The sequence below is a fragment of the Synechococcus sp. W55.1 genome (assembly GCF_047461655.1).
GTDB lineage: Bacteria > Cyanobacteriota > Cyanobacteriia > Thermostichales > Thermostichaceae > Thermostichus.
Window position 1 is genome coordinate 50,251 of record NZ_JANSHN010000002.1, and the last position, 19,926, is coordinate 70,176.

15 protein-coding genes and 1 riboswitch are annotated in these 19,926 nt (G+C 57.5%); of the genes, 4 read left to right on the plus strand and 11 right to left on the minus strand.

Features of this window, described 5'->3' with window-relative positions; translation table 11 throughout:
* Positions 1-11: 11 nt before the first annotated feature.
* The 3 genes from NW816_RS01470 to NW816_RS01480 form a co-directional block, all read right to left on the minus strand.
* Positions 12-1,520 carry an NADH-quinone oxidoreductase subunit M gene (locus NW816_RS01470; RefSeq protein ID WP_414407993.1) on the minus strand — a complete coding sequence of 503 codons (1,509 nt, stop codon included), beginning with the start codon at positions 1,518-1,520 and terminating at the stop codon, positions 12-14.
* A 12-nt stretch (positions 1,521-1,532) separates the two neighbouring features.
* Positions 1,533-3,386: an NAD(P)H-quinone oxidoreductase subunit F gene (locus tag NW816_RS01475; RefSeq protein ID WP_414407994.1), complete on the minus strand. Its 1,854-nt coding sequence runs from the start codon at positions 3,384-3,386 to the stop codon at positions 1,533-1,535.
* Between the two features lie 98 nt (positions 3,387-3,484).
* Entirely contained in the window at positions 3,485-4,735 is a 1,251-nt protein-coding gene (locus tag NW816_RS01480) for a lipid-A-disaccharide synthase-related protein (RefSeq protein ID WP_414407995.1), read from the minus strand.
* A gap of 68 nt (positions 4,736-4,803) precedes the next feature.
* Between NW816_RS01480 and NW816_RS01485 the strand changes: the two genes are divergently transcribed.
* The 3 genes from NW816_RS01485 to NW816_RS01495 all read left to right on the plus strand — a co-directional run bounded on the left by NW816_RS01485 (position 4,804) and on the right by NW816_RS01495 (position 8,022).
* Positions 4,804-5,139 carry a hypothetical protein gene (locus tag NW816_RS01485; protein WP_011433411.1) on the plus strand — a complete coding sequence of 112 codons (336 nt, stop codon included), beginning with the start codon at positions 4,804-4,806 and terminating at the stop codon, positions 5,137-5,139.
* 109 nt (positions 5,140-5,248) lie between these two features.
* Positions 5,249-6,295, plus strand: a complete 1,047-nt coding sequence (locus NW816_RS01490) for a thiamine phosphate synthase (RefSeq protein WP_414407996.1) — start codon at positions 5,249-5,251, stop codon at positions 6,293-6,295.
* 203 nt (positions 6,296-6,498) lie between these two features.
* A complete protein-coding gene (locus NW816_RS01495; RefSeq protein ID WP_414408083.1) occupies positions 6,499-8,022 on the plus strand; it encodes an AAA family ATPase in 1,524 nt (507 codons plus the stop codon).
* Positions 8,023-8,125: 103 nt separating this feature from the next.
* Here NW816_RS01495 and NW816_RS01500 read toward each other — a convergent pair whose 3' ends face one another.
* The 5 genes from NW816_RS01500 to NW816_RS01520 form a co-directional block, all read right to left on the minus strand.
* Positions 8,126-8,554, minus strand: a complete 429-nt coding sequence (locus NW816_RS01500) for a hypothetical protein (RefSeq protein WP_414407997.1) — start codon at positions 8,552-8,554, stop codon at positions 8,126-8,128.
* A gap of 99 nt (positions 8,555-8,653) precedes the next feature.
* The gene (locus NW816_RS01505) at positions 8,654-8,983 is read right to left on the minus strand and encodes a DnaJ domain-containing protein (protein WP_414407998.1); all 330 of its coding nucleotides are present in this window, start codon (positions 8,981-8,983) and stop codon (positions 8,654-8,656) included.
* Positions 8,984-9,185: 202 nt separating this feature from the next.
* Positions 9,186-10,718, minus strand: a complete 1,533-nt coding sequence (locus NW816_RS01510; RefSeq protein ID WP_414407999.1) for a leucyl aminopeptidase — start codon at positions 10,716-10,718, stop codon at positions 9,186-9,188.
* 81 nt (positions 10,719-10,799) lie between these two features.
* Positions 10,800-12,125 (minus strand): FIST N-terminal domain-containing protein, encoded by a 1,326-nt coding sequence (locus tag NW816_RS01515; protein ID WP_011433416.1) that lies wholly within the window; start codon positions 12,123-12,125, stop codon positions 10,800-10,802.
* A gap of 92 nt (positions 12,126-12,217) precedes the next feature.
* A complete protein-coding gene (locus NW816_RS01520; protein WP_414408000.1) occupies positions 12,218-13,684 on the minus strand; it encodes a LysM peptidoglycan-binding domain-containing protein in 1,467 nt (488 codons plus the stop codon).
* Between the two features lie 556 nt (positions 13,685-14,240).
* Between NW816_RS01520 and cysS the strand changes: the two genes are divergently transcribed.
* Positions 14,241-15,824, plus strand: coding sequence for a cysteine--tRNA ligase (gene cysS, locus NW816_RS01525; RefSeq protein WP_414408001.1), 1,584 nt, complete (start codon positions 14,241-14,243; stop codon positions 15,822-15,824).
* Between the two features lie 192 nt (positions 15,825-16,016).
* On the opposite strand, the gene NW816_RS01530 is transcribed toward cysS, so the two are convergent.
* The 3 genes from NW816_RS01530 to ntrB form a co-directional block, all read right to left on the minus strand.
* Positions 16,017-16,850 (minus strand): ABC transporter ATP-binding protein, encoded by an 834-nt coding sequence (locus NW816_RS01530; protein WP_414356827.1) that lies wholly within the window; start codon positions 16,848-16,850, stop codon positions 16,017-16,019.
* 360 nt (positions 16,851-17,210) lie between these two features.
* Complete coding sequence (locus NW816_RS01535; protein WP_414356818.1) at positions 17,211-18,629, minus strand: CmpA/NrtA family ABC transporter substrate-binding protein; 1,419 nt, start codon at positions 18,627-18,629, stop codon at positions 17,211-17,213.
* Positions 18,630-18,791: 162 nt separating this feature from the next.
* Positions 18,792-19,541 carry a nitrate ABC transporter permease gene (gene ntrB / locus NW816_RS01540; RefSeq protein WP_414373765.1) on the minus strand — a complete coding sequence of 250 codons (750 nt, stop codon included), beginning with the start codon at positions 19,539-19,541 and terminating at the stop codon, positions 18,792-18,794.
* Between the two features lie 235 nt (positions 19,542-19,776).
* A riboswitch (cyclic di-AMP (ydaO/yuaA leader) is annotated at positions 19,777-19,918 on the minus strand.
* Between the last annotated feature and the right edge of the window lie 8 nt (positions 19,919-19,926).

Sequence of the window (19,926 nt, forward strand, 5' to 3'; positions counted from 1 at the left end):
TCATCAAATCATCAAAAGGAAGACAACCCAAACTGAAAGGCAGTGACCAGTCCTGCAACACCAGCTAGGTTAGCCTTGGCCAAGGCCAAGGTGGTGGACTCCACCCAGCGGGTTGCCCAGCTAGGCTGCAGGCCCAGTAACACCACCAGCGTTGCCAAAACAACAGCAGGCAGGCGCTCTTCAGTGGCGTGGCGTTGCATGGCTATGGCCACTTGCGAGAGGCGCCCAAAAAAGACACGGTTCACCATCAGCAGAAAATAGGCCGCCGTCAATCCCGTCCCCACCATGCACAGGAGCGTTTGCAGGGGAAAGACGGCAAAGCTGCCCCGAAAGAGGGTGAACTCAGCTATAAAGCCCACCATGCCCGGTGTGCCGCCACTGGCCATCACCCCTAGCACCATCAAGCTACCAATAAGCGGTAAGCCCCGCTCCGGGTTGAGCAATCCCCGCAGCAGCTTGAGATCCCGTGTGCCGGTGTTGGCATAGACGGCTCCCACCAGAAGAAACAGCAGCGAGGAGATGAGGCCATGGCTGACCATCTGAAAGATGGATCCCACCAGGGAGAGGGGAGTGGCTGCTGCTACAGCCAAGAGGATGTAGCCCATGTGGGCAATGGAGCTGTAGGCCACCAGCTTTTTCATATCCTGCTGCACCAAGGCGTTCAGGGATCCATAGAGCACGTTAACCACCGCCCAACCGGCCAGCCAAGGCCCGGCTTGATCCCAGGCATCCGGCAAGAGCTGCAGGCCAAAGCGCACCAGGCCGTAGGTGCCCAACTTCAAAAGCAAACCCGCCAGCAACACGGAAATGGGGGTGGAAGCCTCCACATGGGCATCCGGCAACCAGGTGTGGAAGGGCACCAAGGGGATCTTGATGGCCAGACCCAGCAGAATGGGAATGAGCAAAAGGATCTGCGACAGCCGAGGTAAAGGGTGGGCCTGCAGGACGGTGTAGGTAAAGCTGTGGGCATCGCTCAGCCAACTGAGGCCGAAAAAGCCAATCAAGAGGAGGATCCCCGACAGAGCGGTGTAAACCAAAAACTTGGTGGCGGCATAGGTGCGGCGCGGCCCTCCCCAGATGGCGATGAGCAAATACAGGGGGATCAGCTCGACTTCGTAGAACAGGAAAAACAGCAGCAAATTCTGAGCCAAAAAAGCTCCGGCCACCGCTGCCGCCAGCATGAGCACCAAGCTGTAGTAGAGGCGGGGCCGCTCCACCTGGCCGCTGGCCCAAATAGCCATCAACACCAGTAGCCCGGTCATCACCACCAAAGGCAGAGAGATCCCATCCACTCCCACCTCATAAACCAAGCCCAACTGGGGGATCCAGGCCATCCTTTCCGCCAATTGCAGGGATCCCAGATGCGGGTCAAAGATCAGCAACAGCCCCGCGCTCAGGCCAAACAAAACCCACCCAAACCCCAAGGCCAAAGCCCGGTGCAAGCCCTTCCCCGCCTGCTCGGGAATCAACCCAATCAAGATGCTCCCCAACAACGGGATCCCAATCAAAAGGCTCAACATGGCTCTCTCCCATCAATAGGCCAACCCCAAATGGGGCGAACGCAGTAGCCAAGCTGTAACCAACACCATCCCGATGACAATCACCAGCACATAGAGTTGCATCCGCCCCGACAGGGTGTACTTGAGGGCTTCGCCGCTGAAGAAAAAGGCCAGGCTCACCCCGTTCACCAAGCCGTCCACTCCGTTGCGATCCAGCCACTCCAATCCGCGGGAGAGGGCGCTGACCGGTTGCACCACCAGGGCTTGGTAGAGGTGCCCCGTGTAAAAGTCGTGGGCCAGCAGATCCTGCAACTCCGGCCAGGGCAGATATACCCTCCGTTGGTCCCCCCAGTACAGCCAGCCGCCAATGGCTGCCCCCACCAGCCCAGCAGCCGTCAGCAGAGCCGCCATCCACCTCAGCTGCGGGTTCCAGTCGGGATAGAGCCCCCAGCGCCCCAACAGCCAGGGCATGAGCAAGGTTTGCACCGTCAGGATGCCCATGGGCAGAGCCATCAGCCAGCCCACCTCAGGGGCCCGGCGGGTTTTGGGTTGAGGGGATCCCAAAAAGACCAGGCCAAACACCCGCGCCAGGTTGAGAGCCGTCAGCCCATTCACCAGCAGCAGCACCCCCACCAGGGCCGGTTGCAAAACGCCGTACACCAGCGCCAGGCGGGCCAGCGTCCAAAAGCACCCCAGCGGCAGCAGGGCCACCATCCCCAGGGATCCCACGGCAAAAGCGGCCACCGTGGCCGGCATGCGGCTGCGCAACCCTCCCAATTCCGTCAGGTTTTGGGTAGCGGTGGTGTAGATGAGGGATCCCACCCCCATAAACAGCAGCGCCTTAGCCAGGCCGTGCATCAGCAGCAACTCCAGGGCCAGCTCCGGCTGCTGCATTCCCACTGCCATAAACACCAACCCCAAGTAGGCGCTGGTGGAATAGGAAAAGGTGCGCTTGAGGTCAATTTGCGCCAAGGCCACCAGGGATCCGCCCAGGGCTGTGATCGTGCCGATGACCACCAAGACCCCATTCGTAATCGGCGACAGGGCCAAGAGCGGCTGCAGCTTAATCAGCACAAAAGCCCCGCAGGCCACCACTGCCGAATTGCGCAAAATCGAAGCCGGGTTGGGCGCTTCCATCGCCTCATCCAGCCACAGGTGCAGCGGAAATTGAGCGCATTTGCCCAAGGGCCCCGCCATCAAGGCCAAGCCCATCCAAGCTGCCCAGGTGGGATCCAAGCTGGCCGTAGCCGCCCAGTCCCGCAGGCCGGAAAAGGTCAAGGCCCCAGAAAAGTTGGAAATTGCCACCACCCCCATCAGCAGCAGCAGATCCCCTACCCGCTTGGTTAAAAACGCATCCCGCGCCGCCGTCACCACCAGAGGCTGGGCGTACCAAAAGCCCACCAGCAAATAGGTGGAAAGGGTGAGCATCTCCAGCAGGGCATAGCTGAAAAACAGCGAGTCGCTGAGGGCGATCCCTGTCATTCCCCCCTCGAAAAAGCCCATTAGAGCGGCAAAGCGACCCAGGCCCCAGTCCTTATCCAAATACCCCAGCGCATAGATCTGGGCCAGCAGGCTCAAACCGCTGATCCAGACGACGGCCCCCATTGTCAGAGGCGAGATCTCCAAAGACAGAGTCAAATCCAAATCGGCCACCCGAAACCAGAGGTAGTTCAAGATCTGGGGATCCCGACCCCAAACCTGCCGCAACAGCCAAAGGCCATGAGCAAAGGCGGCAAAAGTCAGAAGGATGTTGAGGTAAGCTGCCGGACGCGGGCCACTGCGCTTGACCCACCCCGTTGCCCAGGGAATGGCCAAAGCTGTTCCCGCCCACCCATAGCAAGGGATCCACCAACTGCTCTCCAACCCCAAAAGAAGGTTCAAGGCCATCAAATACTTAAAAACGGAAAACTAAACTTAACAGCAATAAGTCGGGCCTTTTAACGACCTGCTCCCCATTTCACAATATATTTCACAATGTGTCTGGCTCACAATGTGTCTGGCTCGAACGGTTCCAAAACCGGGCCGGATGGCTTGAGCCAATCTCGAAGTTGAGCGGCAATGCGCCGGGCGGCCCCTGGGGATCCCATGCGGCGGCGTCCATGGGCCCGCAACTCAGCCGCGTAGTTGGGATCGGCGGCCAGGCGTTCCAGAATCCGGCCAACCACGGCGGGAGCCTGCTCCACTGAGGTCAGGTGGACGGCGGATCCCAAAAGACGGGTCTGCGCTTCAGCAAAGCGCGGGGTAAACTGCGGTCCCTCTCCCGGCAGGGTCACCACCGGTTTTCCCAAGCCCACACATTGCTCGGTGGCCGTTCCCGCCATGGCCAGCACCACCGTTGCTCGTTGGGCACAGGCGCCGAAGTCCCCCCAAACCAGAAGTACATCGCTGCGCTGAGATGGGATCCGAGCCTGAAGCGGGTCTCGTTCCAGGTTGGGGCTGAGGGCAGCATAGACTTGCAGCTCCGTTGGGAGCCGCTCCACCACCTGCATCATCAGGGCCCAGTTGCGATAGGCTTCCGGCGGACGGGATCCGGGCAAGAGCAGCAAGGCCGGCCGGTGGGGATCCAAAGGCAATGTCCCGCGTGGCTCTAGGCCATCCATCATCGGGTTGCCCAGGTAAAAGGCCCTTAGGCCCCGTTTTTGCAAAGCTGTAGCCGTCAGCTCATCCCGCAAAAAAGAACCCAGGCAGCGTCGGTGGGCCATCAGCCAGCGCTCCCAGGGCAGGTAATCGGAAATCGGCTGCCCAAAAGGGATCCAGGGGCGTCGGTAGGGCCCCCGTTCATCTCGCCAGTAATAGTCCGACTTGGCCGTGCCCACAAAGGCGTAGGGGATCCCGCTCCACCATGCCATCAGCAAGGGCACAATATCCCCCACGGCCAGCACCAGGTTCCTCTGGGCTGCTGCCCGCCGAACCAACGCCAATTGCCGCCCCGTCAGCCCCAGCAAACCGGCCCGCAAATCCCGCCACAACTGCCGCCAATCCTGATAAATAAACCCCCCCGACGGCATCACCTGGGCAATGGGCAGCAGGGGGATCCCTTGGCGTTGGTAGGCTGTCCCTTCTCCCACAATCGGCAAGGCTTGCACCGGGATCCCCAGTTGGACTAGGGCAACAGCAAGGCGACTGCCCACCTCATCTTCCCCGTGTCCATTGCTCAGACACAGCACCTGCGGTGGATTCGTTGGATTCCATTGGGTTTCCACAGCTTGCCGTAGGCGCAATCTGGGCTGAATCAAGAGGGATCCCCCAGCTCACCAGAAATCTCCTCATAGAATAGAGCCAATCCAAGAGGGGAACCCGGGAGATGATCCGAAATGAGCGACAACGAGCCGAGCTTATTGCAGCGGTAGAAGCCCTTCAGCTGGAAGGCCCCTACTTTATAGAAGAGCGCCTCGCCCGCCATCGCGGCCCTTTCTTGCGGGCAGTGAAAGATGTGCCTGTAGGGGGAACTTGGTGGGAGATCCGCTACTTTCCCGCCTGCGAGCGCTATGCTTGGGCCTACTTGCCGGAAGGGGCCGGCCCACGGGCCTTCGCCTGGGGACACACGCCGCAGCAAGCCTTTCTTAACGCCTTATGGCATCACCCTCTTTCTCCTCAGGGCCAAGGACAGCCTCAGGGAAACCATTCCGATTTACAGTGAATTGACTACTCTCCACCCTACTGACTTGCTTCCGGCTAAGGGTAGGACGGGGCTTTAGGCGCATTTTTTTGGTAAAAATTAAGCAACTCTCTTCCCACGTATAGGGAACATGAAACCCCAGGCCGTCGCCCGTATTCTGGATGCCAACCTCGATCGAGCTCGTGAAGGACTACGGGTATTGGAAGAATGGTTTCGTTTCGGCCTGGAAGAGGGAGAGCTCTCTGCCGAATGCAAGGCCATGCGCCAAGCCCTGGCCCGCTGGCACAGCGATCCCCTGCGTTTGGCCCGCGATACTTCCGCCGATCCGGGCACCCAGATCTCCCACCCGCAAGAGGAGCAACGGCGGGATCTCCGCCATCTCTTGCAAGCCAATTGCAGCCGTGTGCAAGAAGCCCTGCGGGTGTTAGAAGAATACGGCAAGTTGGCCGAATCCCACCACTGGGTGGCCCCTGGCCTGGCCAAGCTGGCCAAAGACATGCGCTATCGGCTCTACGTCTTGGAAAGTGAACTGCTGGGCGGATCCCTGCGGCAGCGTCTCCTGGCAGCCCATCTTTATTTGGTGACCAGCCCTGTGCCCCACTGGCTAGAGGTGGTAGAAAAATCCCTGCGGGGCGGGGTGACCCTGGTGCAATATCGCCGCAAAAACCTTCCCGACGGCGAGATGCTTCGGGATCTCAAGCAGTTGCGGCAACTGTGCAACCGCTACCAGGCGCTGATGATCGTCAACGACCGCGTGGATTTGGCTCTGCTCAGCCAGGCAGATGGGGTACACCTGGGCCAGACGGATCTGCCGGTGGCTGAAGCCCGACAACTGCTGGGATCCCAGCGGCTCATTGGCCTGTCCACCACCAATGCCGAGGAGTTGGCCCAAGCCCTGAACAGCGACGTGGACTACATCGGCGTCGGCCCCGTTTACCCCACCCCCACCAAAGCGGAGAAACCCCCTGCCGGCCTGGAGTACGTGCGCCTGGCTGCCGAGAAAGCCTACCTGCCCTGGTTTGCCATCGGCGGCATCGATCCCCACAACCTACCGGAAGTGCGTCGAGCTGGGGCCACCCGTGTAGCCGTGGTGCGTGCTTTGATGGAAGCTGCAGATCCCACCCAGACTGCCCGCACCATGCTGGCCGAACTGCAAGGGATCCCTGCCCCATCCTGAAACTCAACCTTGAGCGTTTTGCTGCTCTATTGACTGCTCCAAATGGTTTCTGAACAAGTGAAAGGAAGATGAAGATAAAGATCTTCTAAACTCCAGAGGCGATGACAGAAGCCGCAAGAAAAACAAATCCAGACAGCAGGGATCCTGCCCTGGTCGAGATCCCGGCGGAGCTGCAAGCAGGGCTGGTGACAGAGCTGGATTTGATGATCCGGGCCCGCTACCCCCTGGTTTACTTGGTCTCTCCAGAAGAAGAGCCTGCCGATGCCGTGCTAACCCAAGTAGCCAGACGGACAGACCCACCGCGGCAATTGTTGTTCTGGGACTTGGTGCGGGGCTGGCAAGATACAGGCGAGGATCGGGGCTCCATCATGGCAGCTCTGGGGCGGGTGTGGCGCTCTGCCCCCAACGAGGACACCCTGTTTGTGCTGCGGGATCTGCACTTTGTGTTGCGCAACGCCACCAGCGACAAAAACGCTCCCATCATCCGGGAGCTGAAAAACCTCAGCCGCGAGCTCAAGCGCACCCGCAAGATGCTGATCCTGCTCAGCCACACCCTGGAAGTGCCCAGCGACCTGGCAGAGGAGGTCACCGTCGTCGATATTCCCTTGCCCAACAGCGAAGAGATCAGCCGCCTCATCCAGCTCTACGTGGCCCCAGATAAACTCAAGCTCACCCCTCTGGCCCGCGAGCAACTGGTCAAAGCCTGTCAAGGGCTGAGCCGAGAACGTATTCGCCGCGTTTTGGCCCGCGCTTTGGCCGCCAAGCAGGAGGTCAATGAAGCCGATATCGACCTGGTGCTAGAGGAAAAAAAGCAGGCCATCCGCCAAACCGGCATCCTGGAGTTTTTCACCGCCCGCGAGACCCTCAAAAGCGTGGGGGGCCTGGATAACCTCAAGGCCTGGGTGCGGGTGCGCCAGGAAGCCTTTACCGAAGAGGCGCGGCGCTATGGCCTGCCCAACCCCAAAGGCGTGCTGCTGGTCGGGATCCAGGGCACCGGCAAATCCCTCTCCGCCAAGACCATCGCCAATGAGTGGCGGCTGCCCCTGCTGAGATTGGATGCCGGGCGGCTGTTTGCCGGCATCGTCGGCGAGTCGGAAAGCCGGGTGCGGCAGATGATCCAACTGGCAGAGGCGATGGCCCCCTGCGTGCTTTGGATCGACGAGATCGACAAAGCCTTTGGCAACATCACCAGCAGTGCCGATGGAGATTCTGGTACCAGCCGCCGGGTGTTTGGCAGCCTGATTACCTGGATGCAGGAGAAGACCAGCCCCGTTTTCATTGTGGCCACTGCCAACAACGTGCCGCTGCTGCCGCCAGAGCTGTTGCGCAAGGGCCGCTTTGACGAGATTTTCTTCTTGAACCTGCCCACCCACGCTGAGCGCAAAGAGATCTTCCGGGTGCATTTGCAGCGGTTGCGCCCCAGCCGCCTGCGGGAGTTCGACCTGGAAGCCTTGGCAGCCACAGCTCAGGACTTCAGCGGGGCCGAGATCGAGCAAGCTATCGTAGATGCCATGTACAACGCCTTTGGGGGCAGTGGCAGCAGCACTCGGCGGGACTTTACCCAAGAGGATATCCTGCAGGCCATCCGCGAAACCGTGCCTTTGGCCTCGATTGCCCGCGACCAAATCGAGAGTCTTAAGTGCTGGGCTGCTCAAGCGGGCGCGAGAACGGCCTCTCAAGATGCCCAGGTGCTGCAGGAGATGAAGCAGTGTTTTGCCTCTTCTTGAGATTCAGAATGGGTGAAATCCACCTCCCAGCCCAAATAAGGCGGCTAGTATGCCAATACCCACAGCAACTCCAGCCGCTATCTTCAAGTTTTCTTCTAGGCTTTTAGCATCTGCCTTTTCCTTCATTGCAGTTAGCAAAAATAGCTGATCCTCCCCACTCAGCCCACTTATAAAATGGGGATATAGATTCGATAGGGACAGCTTTAAAATGATCGATCCTACTTCTACAGTGAAGCTCAAGCTGGGAAAGCTTCGAGTTCCTATCTTTCTCTATCTGGGCTATTACTGATTTTGCCTCTTCCTGTAGCTTCTTAGCGCTCTCAACTTGCGACTTGCTATATCCTTTATCAAAAATGGCCATAAAAAGACTAATAACTGAGATTAGAAAGAGCACAAGCCCGATTGAGCTACTTAAGGCACCAATGAACAAGCTCAGGACTAAAAGCGAGAGGGCACCCAGTATAGTGTCACTTTTGGTGGCAAAGGTATGATCAATTTTAGCTTCCTCTTGTTTTATTCCGATAGAGATCAAGTTTCTCCTTAACTCAGACTTAACTTGCTCTACTCTTTGGTTATAGTTGGCCTCGATGTTTTTCTTACGACGTTCTATCTCTTCTGCAGCTTCCTTTATCTAGTCGAAGTCAAAGGGCCAAGGTTTGCCATCTTGTGTGCTGTAACCGCGTTCTGCTTTTAAGTCTTGGTCATACCCGCTCCCTTTTGTGGGCGAAGTCTGGGAAAGCCTTTGGGAGTCATAGGCTTTTCGCTTCACAGGATCACTCAGGACCGAGTATGCTTCCTGAATAGACTTAAACTTTTCCTCAATGTACTGCCGCCCCTTAACAGGTGTATCTGGGTGAAGTTTATCGGGATGGTATTCTTTGGCAAGCCGCCTGTAGCTCTCTTTAATTTCTTCTAGATTTGCATTGGGCTGTAATTCCAGCTCGCGGTAAAGGTCTTTCATGGGAGGATCCGGCGCAGGGGGCCTTGTGCCAGCTACTTTGATGCGGGGATCCTATTCCCTGAGGGGAAGCCTTGCAAAGTGCTACTCAATACCTAGACTCTTTTTTAAGCCTATTTTAGGGAGCGGACAGCTCCAGCCAAGCAGCCCTTGGCTCCTCCCTCAGTAGATGCTTTTTCAAGGACCAACGTCCAGAAAGGCGGGGTTATGAGCAAGCTGCTGCGGCTTGCCGCGCCAAGACCCACTCCACCAGGGTGCGCACCCCATAACCGGTGGCCCCTTTGTTGTTGTAGCCTGCATCCTTCTCTGTCCAAACGGGGCCTGCTATATCCAGGTGGGCCCAAGGGGTTTTCTCCACAAACTGCTTCAGGAACAGGGCAGCGGTGATGGATCCCCCTGAGCGGGGACCAGTGTTTTTCATGTCGGCCACAATGGAGCTGAGACCCTCGAAGTAGCCTTCCTCCAGCGGCAGGCGCCAGATTTTTTCGCCGGAAAGATTGGCAGCCTGCTGTAGCTCCTGGGCCAGCGTCTCATCTGGGGTGAACAAGCCGGCAATTTCTTCCCCCAGAGCAATCACACAAGCACCGGTCAGGGTAGCCAGATCGAGGATGGCATCAACGCCCAGCTTTTCCGCAAACACCAGGGCATCTGCCAAGGTGAGGCGGCCTTCTGCATCGGTGTTGTTGACCTCAATGGTCTTCTGGTTAGAAGCGGTGAGGATATCCCCTGGGTGGATGGCATGGCCGCTGATCATGTTTTCCGTGGCAGCGACGATGAAGTGCAGCTCCACTTGCGGCTTGAGGGCGGCTAGGGCCCGTGCAGCTCCCAAAACTGCCGCTGCTCCCCCCATGTCGGTTTTCATCATGGCGATGCTGCGGGAGTCGGTTTTGATGTTCAGCCCACCGGAATCAAAGGTCAGCCCCTTGCCCACCAGGGCCAATTTGGTGACGGGATTCCCTTGTGCCGGCTTGTAGGTGAGGTGGATAAACTGGGGCGGCAGATCAGAGGCTTTGGCCACACCCAAAAAAGCCCCCATCCCCAGAGCTTCGCATTCTTCCTGTCCCAGAATCTCCACCTCTAGGCCATATTCCTGGGCCAGTTGGCGGGCGGTATCGGCCAGGGCAAGAGGAGTAACAATGTTGGCGGGGGCAGCCACCAATTCCCGAGCCAAGATGGTTCCTGCCGCCATCTCAATGGCCCGCTGCAGCGCGACTTCGTAATCGGGGCGAGCCTGGGCCAACCCCGGCACCAAGAGAGTTACTTCCTGCACAGAAAAGCTGTTTTCCTCTTCCCCTTTGGCTGAAGATTTAAACCGATTGTCCCGGTGCGCCACCAGTAGGCAGGCTTCGGCCACCGCCTGAACCCCACGCACCCGATCCAACCCCGTCTCCGGCAAAGACAGCATCACCTGCTTGGCTTTTAAGCTGTGAGCCTGGCGCAGGCCGTTGGCTGTGGCCCGTCGTAGGGCTTCTAGCGTTAGGGCCGCGGGATCCCCTAGCCCCACCAACACCAGTTTGCGGATCTCTCCTGTCAGGCGCAGGGCAACACTGCTATTCGGCTTCCCCTGAAACCCCTGCTCCTGAACGGTTTCCGCCACCAGCCCTGACCACGCCTTTTCATCCCAAGAGGCGATCTCAGGGGGCAGAGGAAAGCGGCCATTCCCGCCGGAAGCGGCAAAGCAATAGACCAGGGCACATTCCCCTTGAGTGAGTGGCGGCTCGCTAAGATGAAGCTGCATGAGAAACCCTTGACCAAGCTGTTGACAGCAGATCCTCAGTTTATCTAATTTTGCCGGCTCTTAGGGCAAGGGATCCCCCCTCTAGTGGGCGGGCCGGAAGATCCCGAAGCAGGAAGTGTAGCCGTGTAAAAAGGTGGATCCCCCAACGGGGCCGATCTCACCATTGCAAAAGAACCCCCCCAAGGGCAGCTCTCCAAGCAATTCCCGAAACCGTTGCGAGTCAAAATCGGGAGTGCCGTACAGGCCCTTGCCTCGCCCCAAACAGGAGAACATCAACGCCCCACAAGGCTCCGGCCTCGGTTGAGAGGGGCTTTGCCTCAAGTTGCGCTCGGCACAATAGCGGCTGAGGGCCCAACGCAGATCTTCTGCCGAAGTCTGGGCATCCCGCAGATGAAATTGCACCGTCTGGCCAGGGCGCACCTGATCCCCGATGGCCAGCGCCCCCACGCGCGGATCAACGCCCAAGATTACGCGAATGAGGAAATCTCCCGGCGTCGGCTCCGACTTGAACTCATCCATCAGCAGGCCGATGAAGAGAGAGTGGCGGGCCAATCGCTGATCCACGGGACTGAGCCGCTCTGCCAAGTCCTGCAAAACCGCTAGAGGAGGGCGACCCTCCAAGCCAAGAATCACATTCCCCTCTGCTTCCGTCACCCGCAAGGGATCCCCAATGGGGCGACACCCCTGGGCCACCACTGCATCCAGCACCACATTGCCGTAGAGCGCTAGCCCCACTGTGCCCTCTCGATACAGCTCCCGCCGAGGTGTGAGGGTACGCGCATCCAGCAAAAACAGAGCATTGCCCCGAGGGCCGCGGCCCCCACTGGCCAATCCCCCCACTTTGACTGATCCCGGATAGGCGAAATCCAACCCCTGCAGCAACTCTGAGATGCCAGAGGAAAATCCATCGGCCAAGAGCAGAAAATGAGGCTTGCTCTGCGGCGAAACCCCAACACAATCGACCCAGGCAGAAGGAGCCGCATCCAAGTCTGGCAATTGGTTCCCCCGCAGATGAAAAGGATGCAGCACCACCTCCGGCATGACCGCCAAAGACAAGGAGAGAGCCGGGCCATCCTCAATTTCATGCCCGCCACCCACAATGCCACCCCCGGAGCAGCCGATCAAAACGTCCACCTCCAGCAGCCCCGACAGCAATGGCAACACCCGGATGTATTCGCTGGCAAAGGCCGCCGACACAAACAAAACCCCCAGGTTGGGCCGCAGAGGCTGAGAGGGAACATACCCTGTCAGCAGCCCCGGCAAGCTGCCGGATCCCACCGTCTGCACCTGCCGACTCAAGGCACTTTTCAGCTGGGCCGCCTGAAGCTTGGCCTTGGCTTCCTCCACCACCTGCCGCAGAGCCGCTTCTAGGGAAGGGAGCTGGGAGAGCGCGTTCACCCACTGCATCGGCGTGTTCCTACGGTCTGGAGTTTGCTGTCTTTAGGCTAGCAATTTATGGCCAGGCTGGCTGTTCTGTGTAGTCTCGCTTTGGGACAGGATCAGGGCAGATAGGGCCGGGGATCCACAGGCGCGCCCCCGCCGGGGCGGACTTCAAAGTGCAGATGCGGCCCTGTGCTCCAGCCAGTGCTGCCGCGGCTCATGATTGTCTGCCCCTGCTGCACGTACTGGCCTGTGGAAACGTAAATCTGATGGCCGTGGGCATAGCGAGTAACAATTCCGTTGGGATGGCGAATGTCCACTCGATTGCCGTAGCCATCCCCAGCATTCCCCGCGAAGATCACCACTCCCTCCTGAACGGCTACAATGGGGGATCCCACGGGGCCAGGAATATCTACCCCTGCATGAAGGCGACCGCGACGGTAGCCAAAGCCAGAGGTGATTTGCCCGGAGACCGGCCAGACAAACCCACTGCTGCGAACCTGGGGAGGGGCTGGAGGGGGCGCTGGCGGAGCCTGTCGGGCGGGAGCTGGGGTGGGCTGCGTACCCGGCGCCGGAATCGTAAGGCGTTGGCCAATGCGCAGCCAGTGGGGATTGCGCAAGTTGTTGGCTTGAATAATGGATCGCTGAGTTACCCCATAGCGGGCGGCGATCCGTTCGATGGTGTCACCGGCTCCAACTGTGTGGGTCAGGGATCCACCGGCCAAGAGGGCCTGCCGTTCTTGTTCCATTTGCTGGGCCCGGCGTTGCTGCTCCGCCTGTAATCGAGCTTGGGCTTCGGCTTGGCGTTGGGCTTCCTCCTCTTGCTGGCGGCGCTCTTCCTCTTCGCGAGCTTTCTGGGCAGCGATCATCTCCTTCTGACGCTGGATCAACTCGCCCACATCGCCGGGGATGAGCAGGCGTTGGCCAATGCGCAGATATTCCGGGCGATCCAGAGGAGTCGCTTCGATAATCCGCTGCTGGGGAACTCGGTAGCGGTTGGCAATGTCCTCCAGTGTGTCTCCCTGCTTGACGGTGTAGATCAATCCCGGCTGGCTGGGGATGAGGAGAACTTGCCCCGGCTTCAGCTCAGTACTGGCCTGAATACCATTGGAGACGGTGATGGCAGCCGCGTCGAGCTGATACATCTGGGTCAGTTGCCAGAGGGTTTCCCCCGGCTGAATTTCATGCTCCAGAATGCCTCTGGGCCCTTCTCCTGTCGGGATTCGCCCTTCTGCGAAGGCTTGGCGCAGCTGCTCCTTTTTCCGCTCGTAGTTTTGCTGCAGAGCGCCAGATAGCGTATGCACAGAGGGTGGGATCGGCTCTACCGCCGGAGACAGGGGGCGATTCAACTGTCGCTGCTGTAGGGTAGCGACTCCGGCCAAGCCCAGCATCAGCAAAAGACCAGTGGCCCAAGCCGGATATCCCCGACGCGCAGGAGCAGAATCCCCCGGCTCTGGATGGGCTGTCTCAGGCTCGGTTGGGCACCTGGGGGTGGCCGGCAGCTGCTCTTCCCCAGCTTCTGCGCAGGGATCCGCCTCCAGCTTCAGAAGCCATACCAGGCCCGTTAAGCTGAGAGAGAGGGCCAAACCAACCCATCTTGGCTTCGACCGCCCAGAGAGAGGGGCTGGAGCCCACTCCAGAAGATAGGCTTCCTCGGCAGATGAATCCGCAGAAGTCCAGGACTGTTCTGAAGGGATCCCTGCCGAGCCCTTTGGGGGTGGGGGGAAAAGGGTGCTCACGGCAGCACCGCGGAAATCCGGCTCCCCCTTTTGGGGACTTGGGAAAGTGGGTTTTAAAGGCATCCTCACACCAACAGGCTGACACTAGAGTGCAAGAGAAGAAGATGTCAAAATGAGGGGCACAAGCCCCTTGGCACCGAGCACCCCTGGGGTGACTCAAGCCGGAGTGGAGTTCGCTAATGAACAGGCTGACTCGCACTCAGGTTAGAGTACCGTAGTTAACAAATCTAGACAAGTCTTGGCAGATAATTTCAGCCAAAATGCTTGCCTCACAATGGTTCCAGCCCTTGGCTCGTTGAGATTTTGTCGAGCCTCATCCGATTCAAGACAAAGTGCGCCATCGTCTTTTTTTGGAAGACAAAGCCTGTTTTGCTGTAGCTGAAACTACAAACTAGGGATACCCATGGATTTGGTTGTCTATAACACATTGACTCGCCGCAAGGAAGTGTTTCAGCCGCTGGCAGCAGGTGGATCTCAATCCGTTTCCACCGGCGATTCCCAGGGATCTGCAGCTCCGGTTGCGGGGGAGAAGCCCCTGGTGCGGATGTATGTCTGTGGTGTAACGGTTTACGACCTCTGCCACCTCGGCCATGCGCGTACCTACGTGGTTTGGGACATGGTGCGTCGCTACTTGGAGTGGCGCGGCTACCGAGTGAAGTATGTGCAGAATTTTACCGATGTGGACGACAAGATCCTCAAGCGGGCGTTGGAACGTGGCGAATCCATGCAAGCGGTGGCGGAACGCTTCATCGCCGAGTATTTCCGAGATATGGATTGCCTGAACATCAAGCGGGCCGATCTCTACCCCAGGGCAACCCAATCGCTGCAAGCCATGTTCCAGTTGATCCAATCTTTGGAGCTCAAAGGCTTTGCCTACCGGGTACGGGATCCCATTCGACACCAGACCGACCCGTCTTCCCTCCGGCAAACCGGGCACAAGCCGGAGACCCCCACCTCTATTCAGTACTCTGTTTACTACTCTGTCCGCAAATTCCCGGATTACGGCCAGCTATCCGGTCGAAAACTGGAGGAGATGGAGGCGGGAGCCAGTGGCCGGGTAGGAGAAGAAGGAGCTGAGAAACAGGATCCCTTCGACTTTGCCCTTTGGAAAGCGGCCCCCCCTTCTGAGCCGGGGTTTGCCTCCCCTTGGGGTTGGGGGCGACCGGGCTGGCACATCGAATGTTCCGCCATGGTGCGGGAGACCCTGGGAGATCACATCGACATTCACGCCGGCGGGGCAGATTTGATTTTCCCCCACCACGAAAATGAGCTGGCCCAATCGGAGCCGATCACCGGCAAGCCGATGGCCAAGTACTGGATGCACAACGGCTTTCTCAACATCAACGGCGAGAAAATGTCCAAATCTTTGGGCAACTTCACCACCCTGCGACAGGCCCTCGCCGTCTATCACCCCATGGCCTTGCGGCTGTTCCTGTTGCAGACCCACTACCGCAGCCCGATTGACCTCACCGAGGCAGCCATGCAGGCAGCCAGCCGTGGCTGGGAAACCCTCCAGAAAGGGATCCACTGTGCCCAGCAATTCTGCAAAGGAGAAAAGGGATCCCCTGATGCTGAGGCAATGCAAACCTTCCAAGCTGCCATGGACGATGATTTTGGCACCCCTGAAGCGCTGGCTATCGCCTTTGAATTGGCCAAAGAACTCACCCGCGAACACAACCTGTTCACCCATCAAGGCCAAACCCATCTGGAGCCCCAGGCCCTCAAACAAAAAAGCGCTGCCTTGCTGGAGATTTTGGCTACTTTGGGATTCTGTTGGCCCTCATTCTCTGAATTCGAGGGATCCAAAGAAGCAGCTACAAATGGGGAACTTAACTTTAAAAAAATCGAGGAGCTGATCGCGCAGCGCTCGGCAGCCCGCAAGGCCAAAAACTTTGCCGAAGCCGATCGCATTCGGGATCAGTTGAAAGCCTTCGGCATCACCCTCATCGATCAAAAAGATGGCACCACCCGTTGGCTGCGAGAATAGGGGTTGAGGAGCACTTCTCAGACCTATAGTCACTTCAAGTCAAGAGTGAAACTGTCCCGTTGCCTTGCTTCCCAGCTTTTCTCTTCCTTGGGCCGGGGGTGGTTGCGGAAGCGGCGCAGAGCAGTCGGGAAGTGTCTCAACCTAACTTGTAACCATAAAAGTGAGCCCGTTGGTTGGGCTGTCACTTTCAGGCTATGACTTGTAAGATCTTTCCAAGAAATCCAAGGCGTGATTCCTCAGTTCGTGATAGGTTTTCATCTCGCGCAAATCATGACGACTGGGGCGTGGACGCGGCAGGTTGACATTTAAAATCTCGGCAATCCGGGCCTTGGGGCCATTGCTCATCAAAACAATTCTGTCTGACATATAGACGGCCTCATCGACATCGTGGGTAATCATGATAACAGCCTGGCGGTGTGTTTCCCAAATACCCAAAACCTCTTCCTGAAGTCGGCGTCGAGTGAGGGCATCCAAAGCTCCAAATGGCTCATCCATGAGCAATAACTTTGGCCGAATTGCTAAAGCCCGAGCAATTCCTACCCGCTGTTTCATCCCCCCAGAAATTTGATCGGGATATTTGTCGGCAGCCGCCTCCAGATGAACCAAGCGGATGTGCTCTTCGGTGATCTGCCGCCGCTCTTGACGGGATTTGGTTTTGAGCACCTCATCCACCGCAAGCTGAATGTTGTCCCGCACCGTTAGCCACGGCAACAATGAATATTGTTGAAATACCATCATCCGCTCGGCTCCCGGCTTGCGAATCGGCTTGCCCTCTAGGGTCAGGGATCCCTCCGTTGGTTGCTCTAGCCCTGCCACCAGTTTGAGCAAGGTGGATTTACCGCAGCCGGAATGTCCAACAATCGAGACATATTCAGTTTCACCTACGGTGAGATCAATGCCATCGAGCACCACCAAATCCTGCCCACGCGGATTCCGATAAGTTTTCACCACCCCTCGGATATCTAAGAAAGTATCTGATTTGGTTTGGAGACTTAAGCCCTGAGTAGCAGAAACTGGGTAATCCATGAAAAACCTCTCCTGATCGATCAATCAACATTGACAAGTAAGCCACGGGTCTGAACAAGATATAGCTTTTCCAATAGATCCCCATTGCAAGAAACGGGCAGCCGGAAAAGATTGAGGTGGATAAAGATTTGGATTCGATTGAGTTGACTTATCTTTTGGCTGTTGCAAAGTCGATCGTAAAAAAGAGAAAATGATAATAACTGCTGGCCTCTCATGGCAAAATCTCCGGTGGTAGAAAATTACAGGAAACATTCATAGGTTAAAGGCTGGGTTTTGTGAAAAAGGCTTGGCAAATGATGCTTGCAGAGCTTATCCCCTAAGCTGTTTTGTGGCTTTATCGAGAATGGGGTTTGTTAGACATCAGGATCGGCCTCCATAAGCTGTAGTGCGTATCCCCGGAAAAAACTGTAAAGGACGATTGGCGCGGATTTCGAAGCTATTGAGGTAACCCACGGGATCGCCGGGATCAAAGGCTTTGCCATCGATAAATACCTCCTCTGGCTCCACCTTAAAATCCTCAGCAGGGCAAGGGATCCCCATTTCAGCGGCGATCTCCCGATACAGATCGGTGCGCCATGCTCGCCGGATCTGCTCCTCCACATCAGCAGGGATCTCGGCGATTTGGTTCCAACGGGCCGCTTGAGTGACCAGCCAGAGTCCCTGAGATTGCCACAGAAACGTGGAGTGATCATGCTCTGGGTGAGGTAGATCCTCAGGCATCCGAAAAAACAAGGTACTGTCTGGCATCTGGCGAGTCCGGTCTTGCCCATCAAAGCCGCCATAGTTGTAGTTCCCCACAATGGCAGGTCTGGTGTAGCGCAGGGGAGCACCTGTGTAGGCGCGGGCCGAAATCAACTCCGCCACCTCCTCCCGGTGGTCATCGCAATACCGACAGGCTTCGATCATCGCCATCACCAACGAGCGGTAGGTGCGGGGGTTCTCCTCGATAAAGCTCTCCATCACCGCCAATACTCGGTCGGGATGTCCACGCCAGATCTCTTTGCCGTGGGCGAAGGTGAACCCCACTCCCTCATTGCCCGCAATGGCACGGGTATTCCACGGCTCTGCCACCATGTAAGCTTGCATGGATCCAATGCGGATATGAGTCACCATCTGTGGCGGGGGAATGATAATGATGCGGAACTCGGCCATGGGATCGATCCCGGCTGCCCCTGCCAGATAGCGAATGAAGTACTCGTAGATGGCGGAACTGAGCACTGTTGCCCACAGTCGCCGCTCGACGGGCAAGCTCTGGAAATACCCACGAAAATCCCGTCCGAAGAACTCCAGATCGCCGTCGTATTCATACCAAGGTCGTAAGCCGTAGTCCCACATGGCGCGGTTCATGGTCATGGCGTTGCCATGGCGATGAATGGTCATGGCCGCACACAGGGGAACCCGCCGCGCCCCTTCTGCCCCTAGGCGGGCATTGGTCACTGCTCCCGCCACCACCGGTGAGGCGTCCAAGCGTCCGAAGATCACCCCATCGCGAGAGTTGGCCCAACTGGACTCGCGGCTCAAGCGCACATTCAACCCATATTTGCGAAAGAAACCTTTCTCATAGGCCACGGCAAAGGGCGCACAATCGTTGACCGGCACATAGCCCACCGTTAAATTGGGTTTTTCCAGGGATCCAGGATCCACCACCGGCTCGATATCGGCAGCCTCCACGGCTCTGTATCCTTTGGCCGCTAGGATCCCGGCCCCCACAGCCCCCAAGCCCTGCAAGACTTTTCGGCGGAAATACAGTTTTGCACCACCTTCGGCCAGAACTTTCATGAAAAACCCTCCGATGGATAAGTCTGGTCAGGCAAGCGTCGCGTAGCAGAGATGGAGCAATGTGCAGATCTGACAAACAAACTGATCTAGGTCTGAAAATTTCTAAGAGCGAAGCTCATTATTGACATCAAGAAGAACCGAAAAAGAGAAAATCACCCGGCTTTAGGTCTGGGTTGCCGGTCGGTGGGTCACCCAGGTTTGAATTCGTCGCAAAGCCAGATCCAGCACCAGCCCCGTTGCTCCAATCAGCAACACCGACAGGAACACCGCGCTCAAATTGAGACGGTTCCATTCATCCCAGACAAAAAATCCAATGCCAATGCCGCCGGTCAGCATTTCGACAGCCACAATGACCAACCAAGCAATACCCAAGCTGATGCGCAAGCCCGTAAAGATGTAGGGTAGGGCGGCAGGCCAGATGATCTTGAGGATCCGTCGCCAACGGGGCATCTCCAGCACCAGCGCCACATCCAGATAGTCCTGAGGCACACTGGCCACCCCCAAGGCCGTATTGATGAGAGTTGGCCACAGAGAGGTGATGAATATCACGAAAATGGCTGCGGGATCCGCCGAATTAAAAATAGACAGGGCAATGGGCAGCCAGGCTAGCGGAGAAACCGGCCTCAAAATCTGGACAATTGGGTTAAACATCGCCATTGCCGATGGCGACATTCCAATCCAAAACCCCATAGGAATGGCCACCACTGCGCCCAGCAAAAAGCCAATCAAAACTCGCCGCAAACTCGCCAATAAGAGCCAGCCAACGCCCAAATCGCCCGGCCCACGCCGATAAAATGGATGAAGAATGTAGTCGAGATTGTCAACAAAGGCTTGTGGCGGAGTGGGCACCAACTCACTGCGAAAAAGAGCGACAACCCACCAAATTGCCAGTAGCAGGGCAAATCCGGCCATTGGCAAAATGACCTGTTCTCGCCAAACGTACCTTTGGATCCAAAAACTTCCCCTGCGACCGATAGCCACAAGTTGAGAGCGGTTCTGCATGTTGTTTGGTAAGGTGAGGAGAAGTGGGAAGAGTAAGCTAAGCAGCCGCCAGAGGGGGGTAGAAAGTGCCGATGGCAACCCTCAACCCCTTGGAAGGCATCCAGTCGATGTACGCAAAATCCCTCTAGGGCAGACGTACAGCTCTGTAGCCACCTCTTAGTGCCGACGGGGTTAGCTGACGGGCTAGAGCTAAGAGATGCTCTCCCTGGCGTTTGCTCAGAGTAAGCCCCCGAAATGGTTCCCCCGCTCTTGTTCAAAAACTGAACAGGATTAGGCTGGCCAACATGGCTAGATG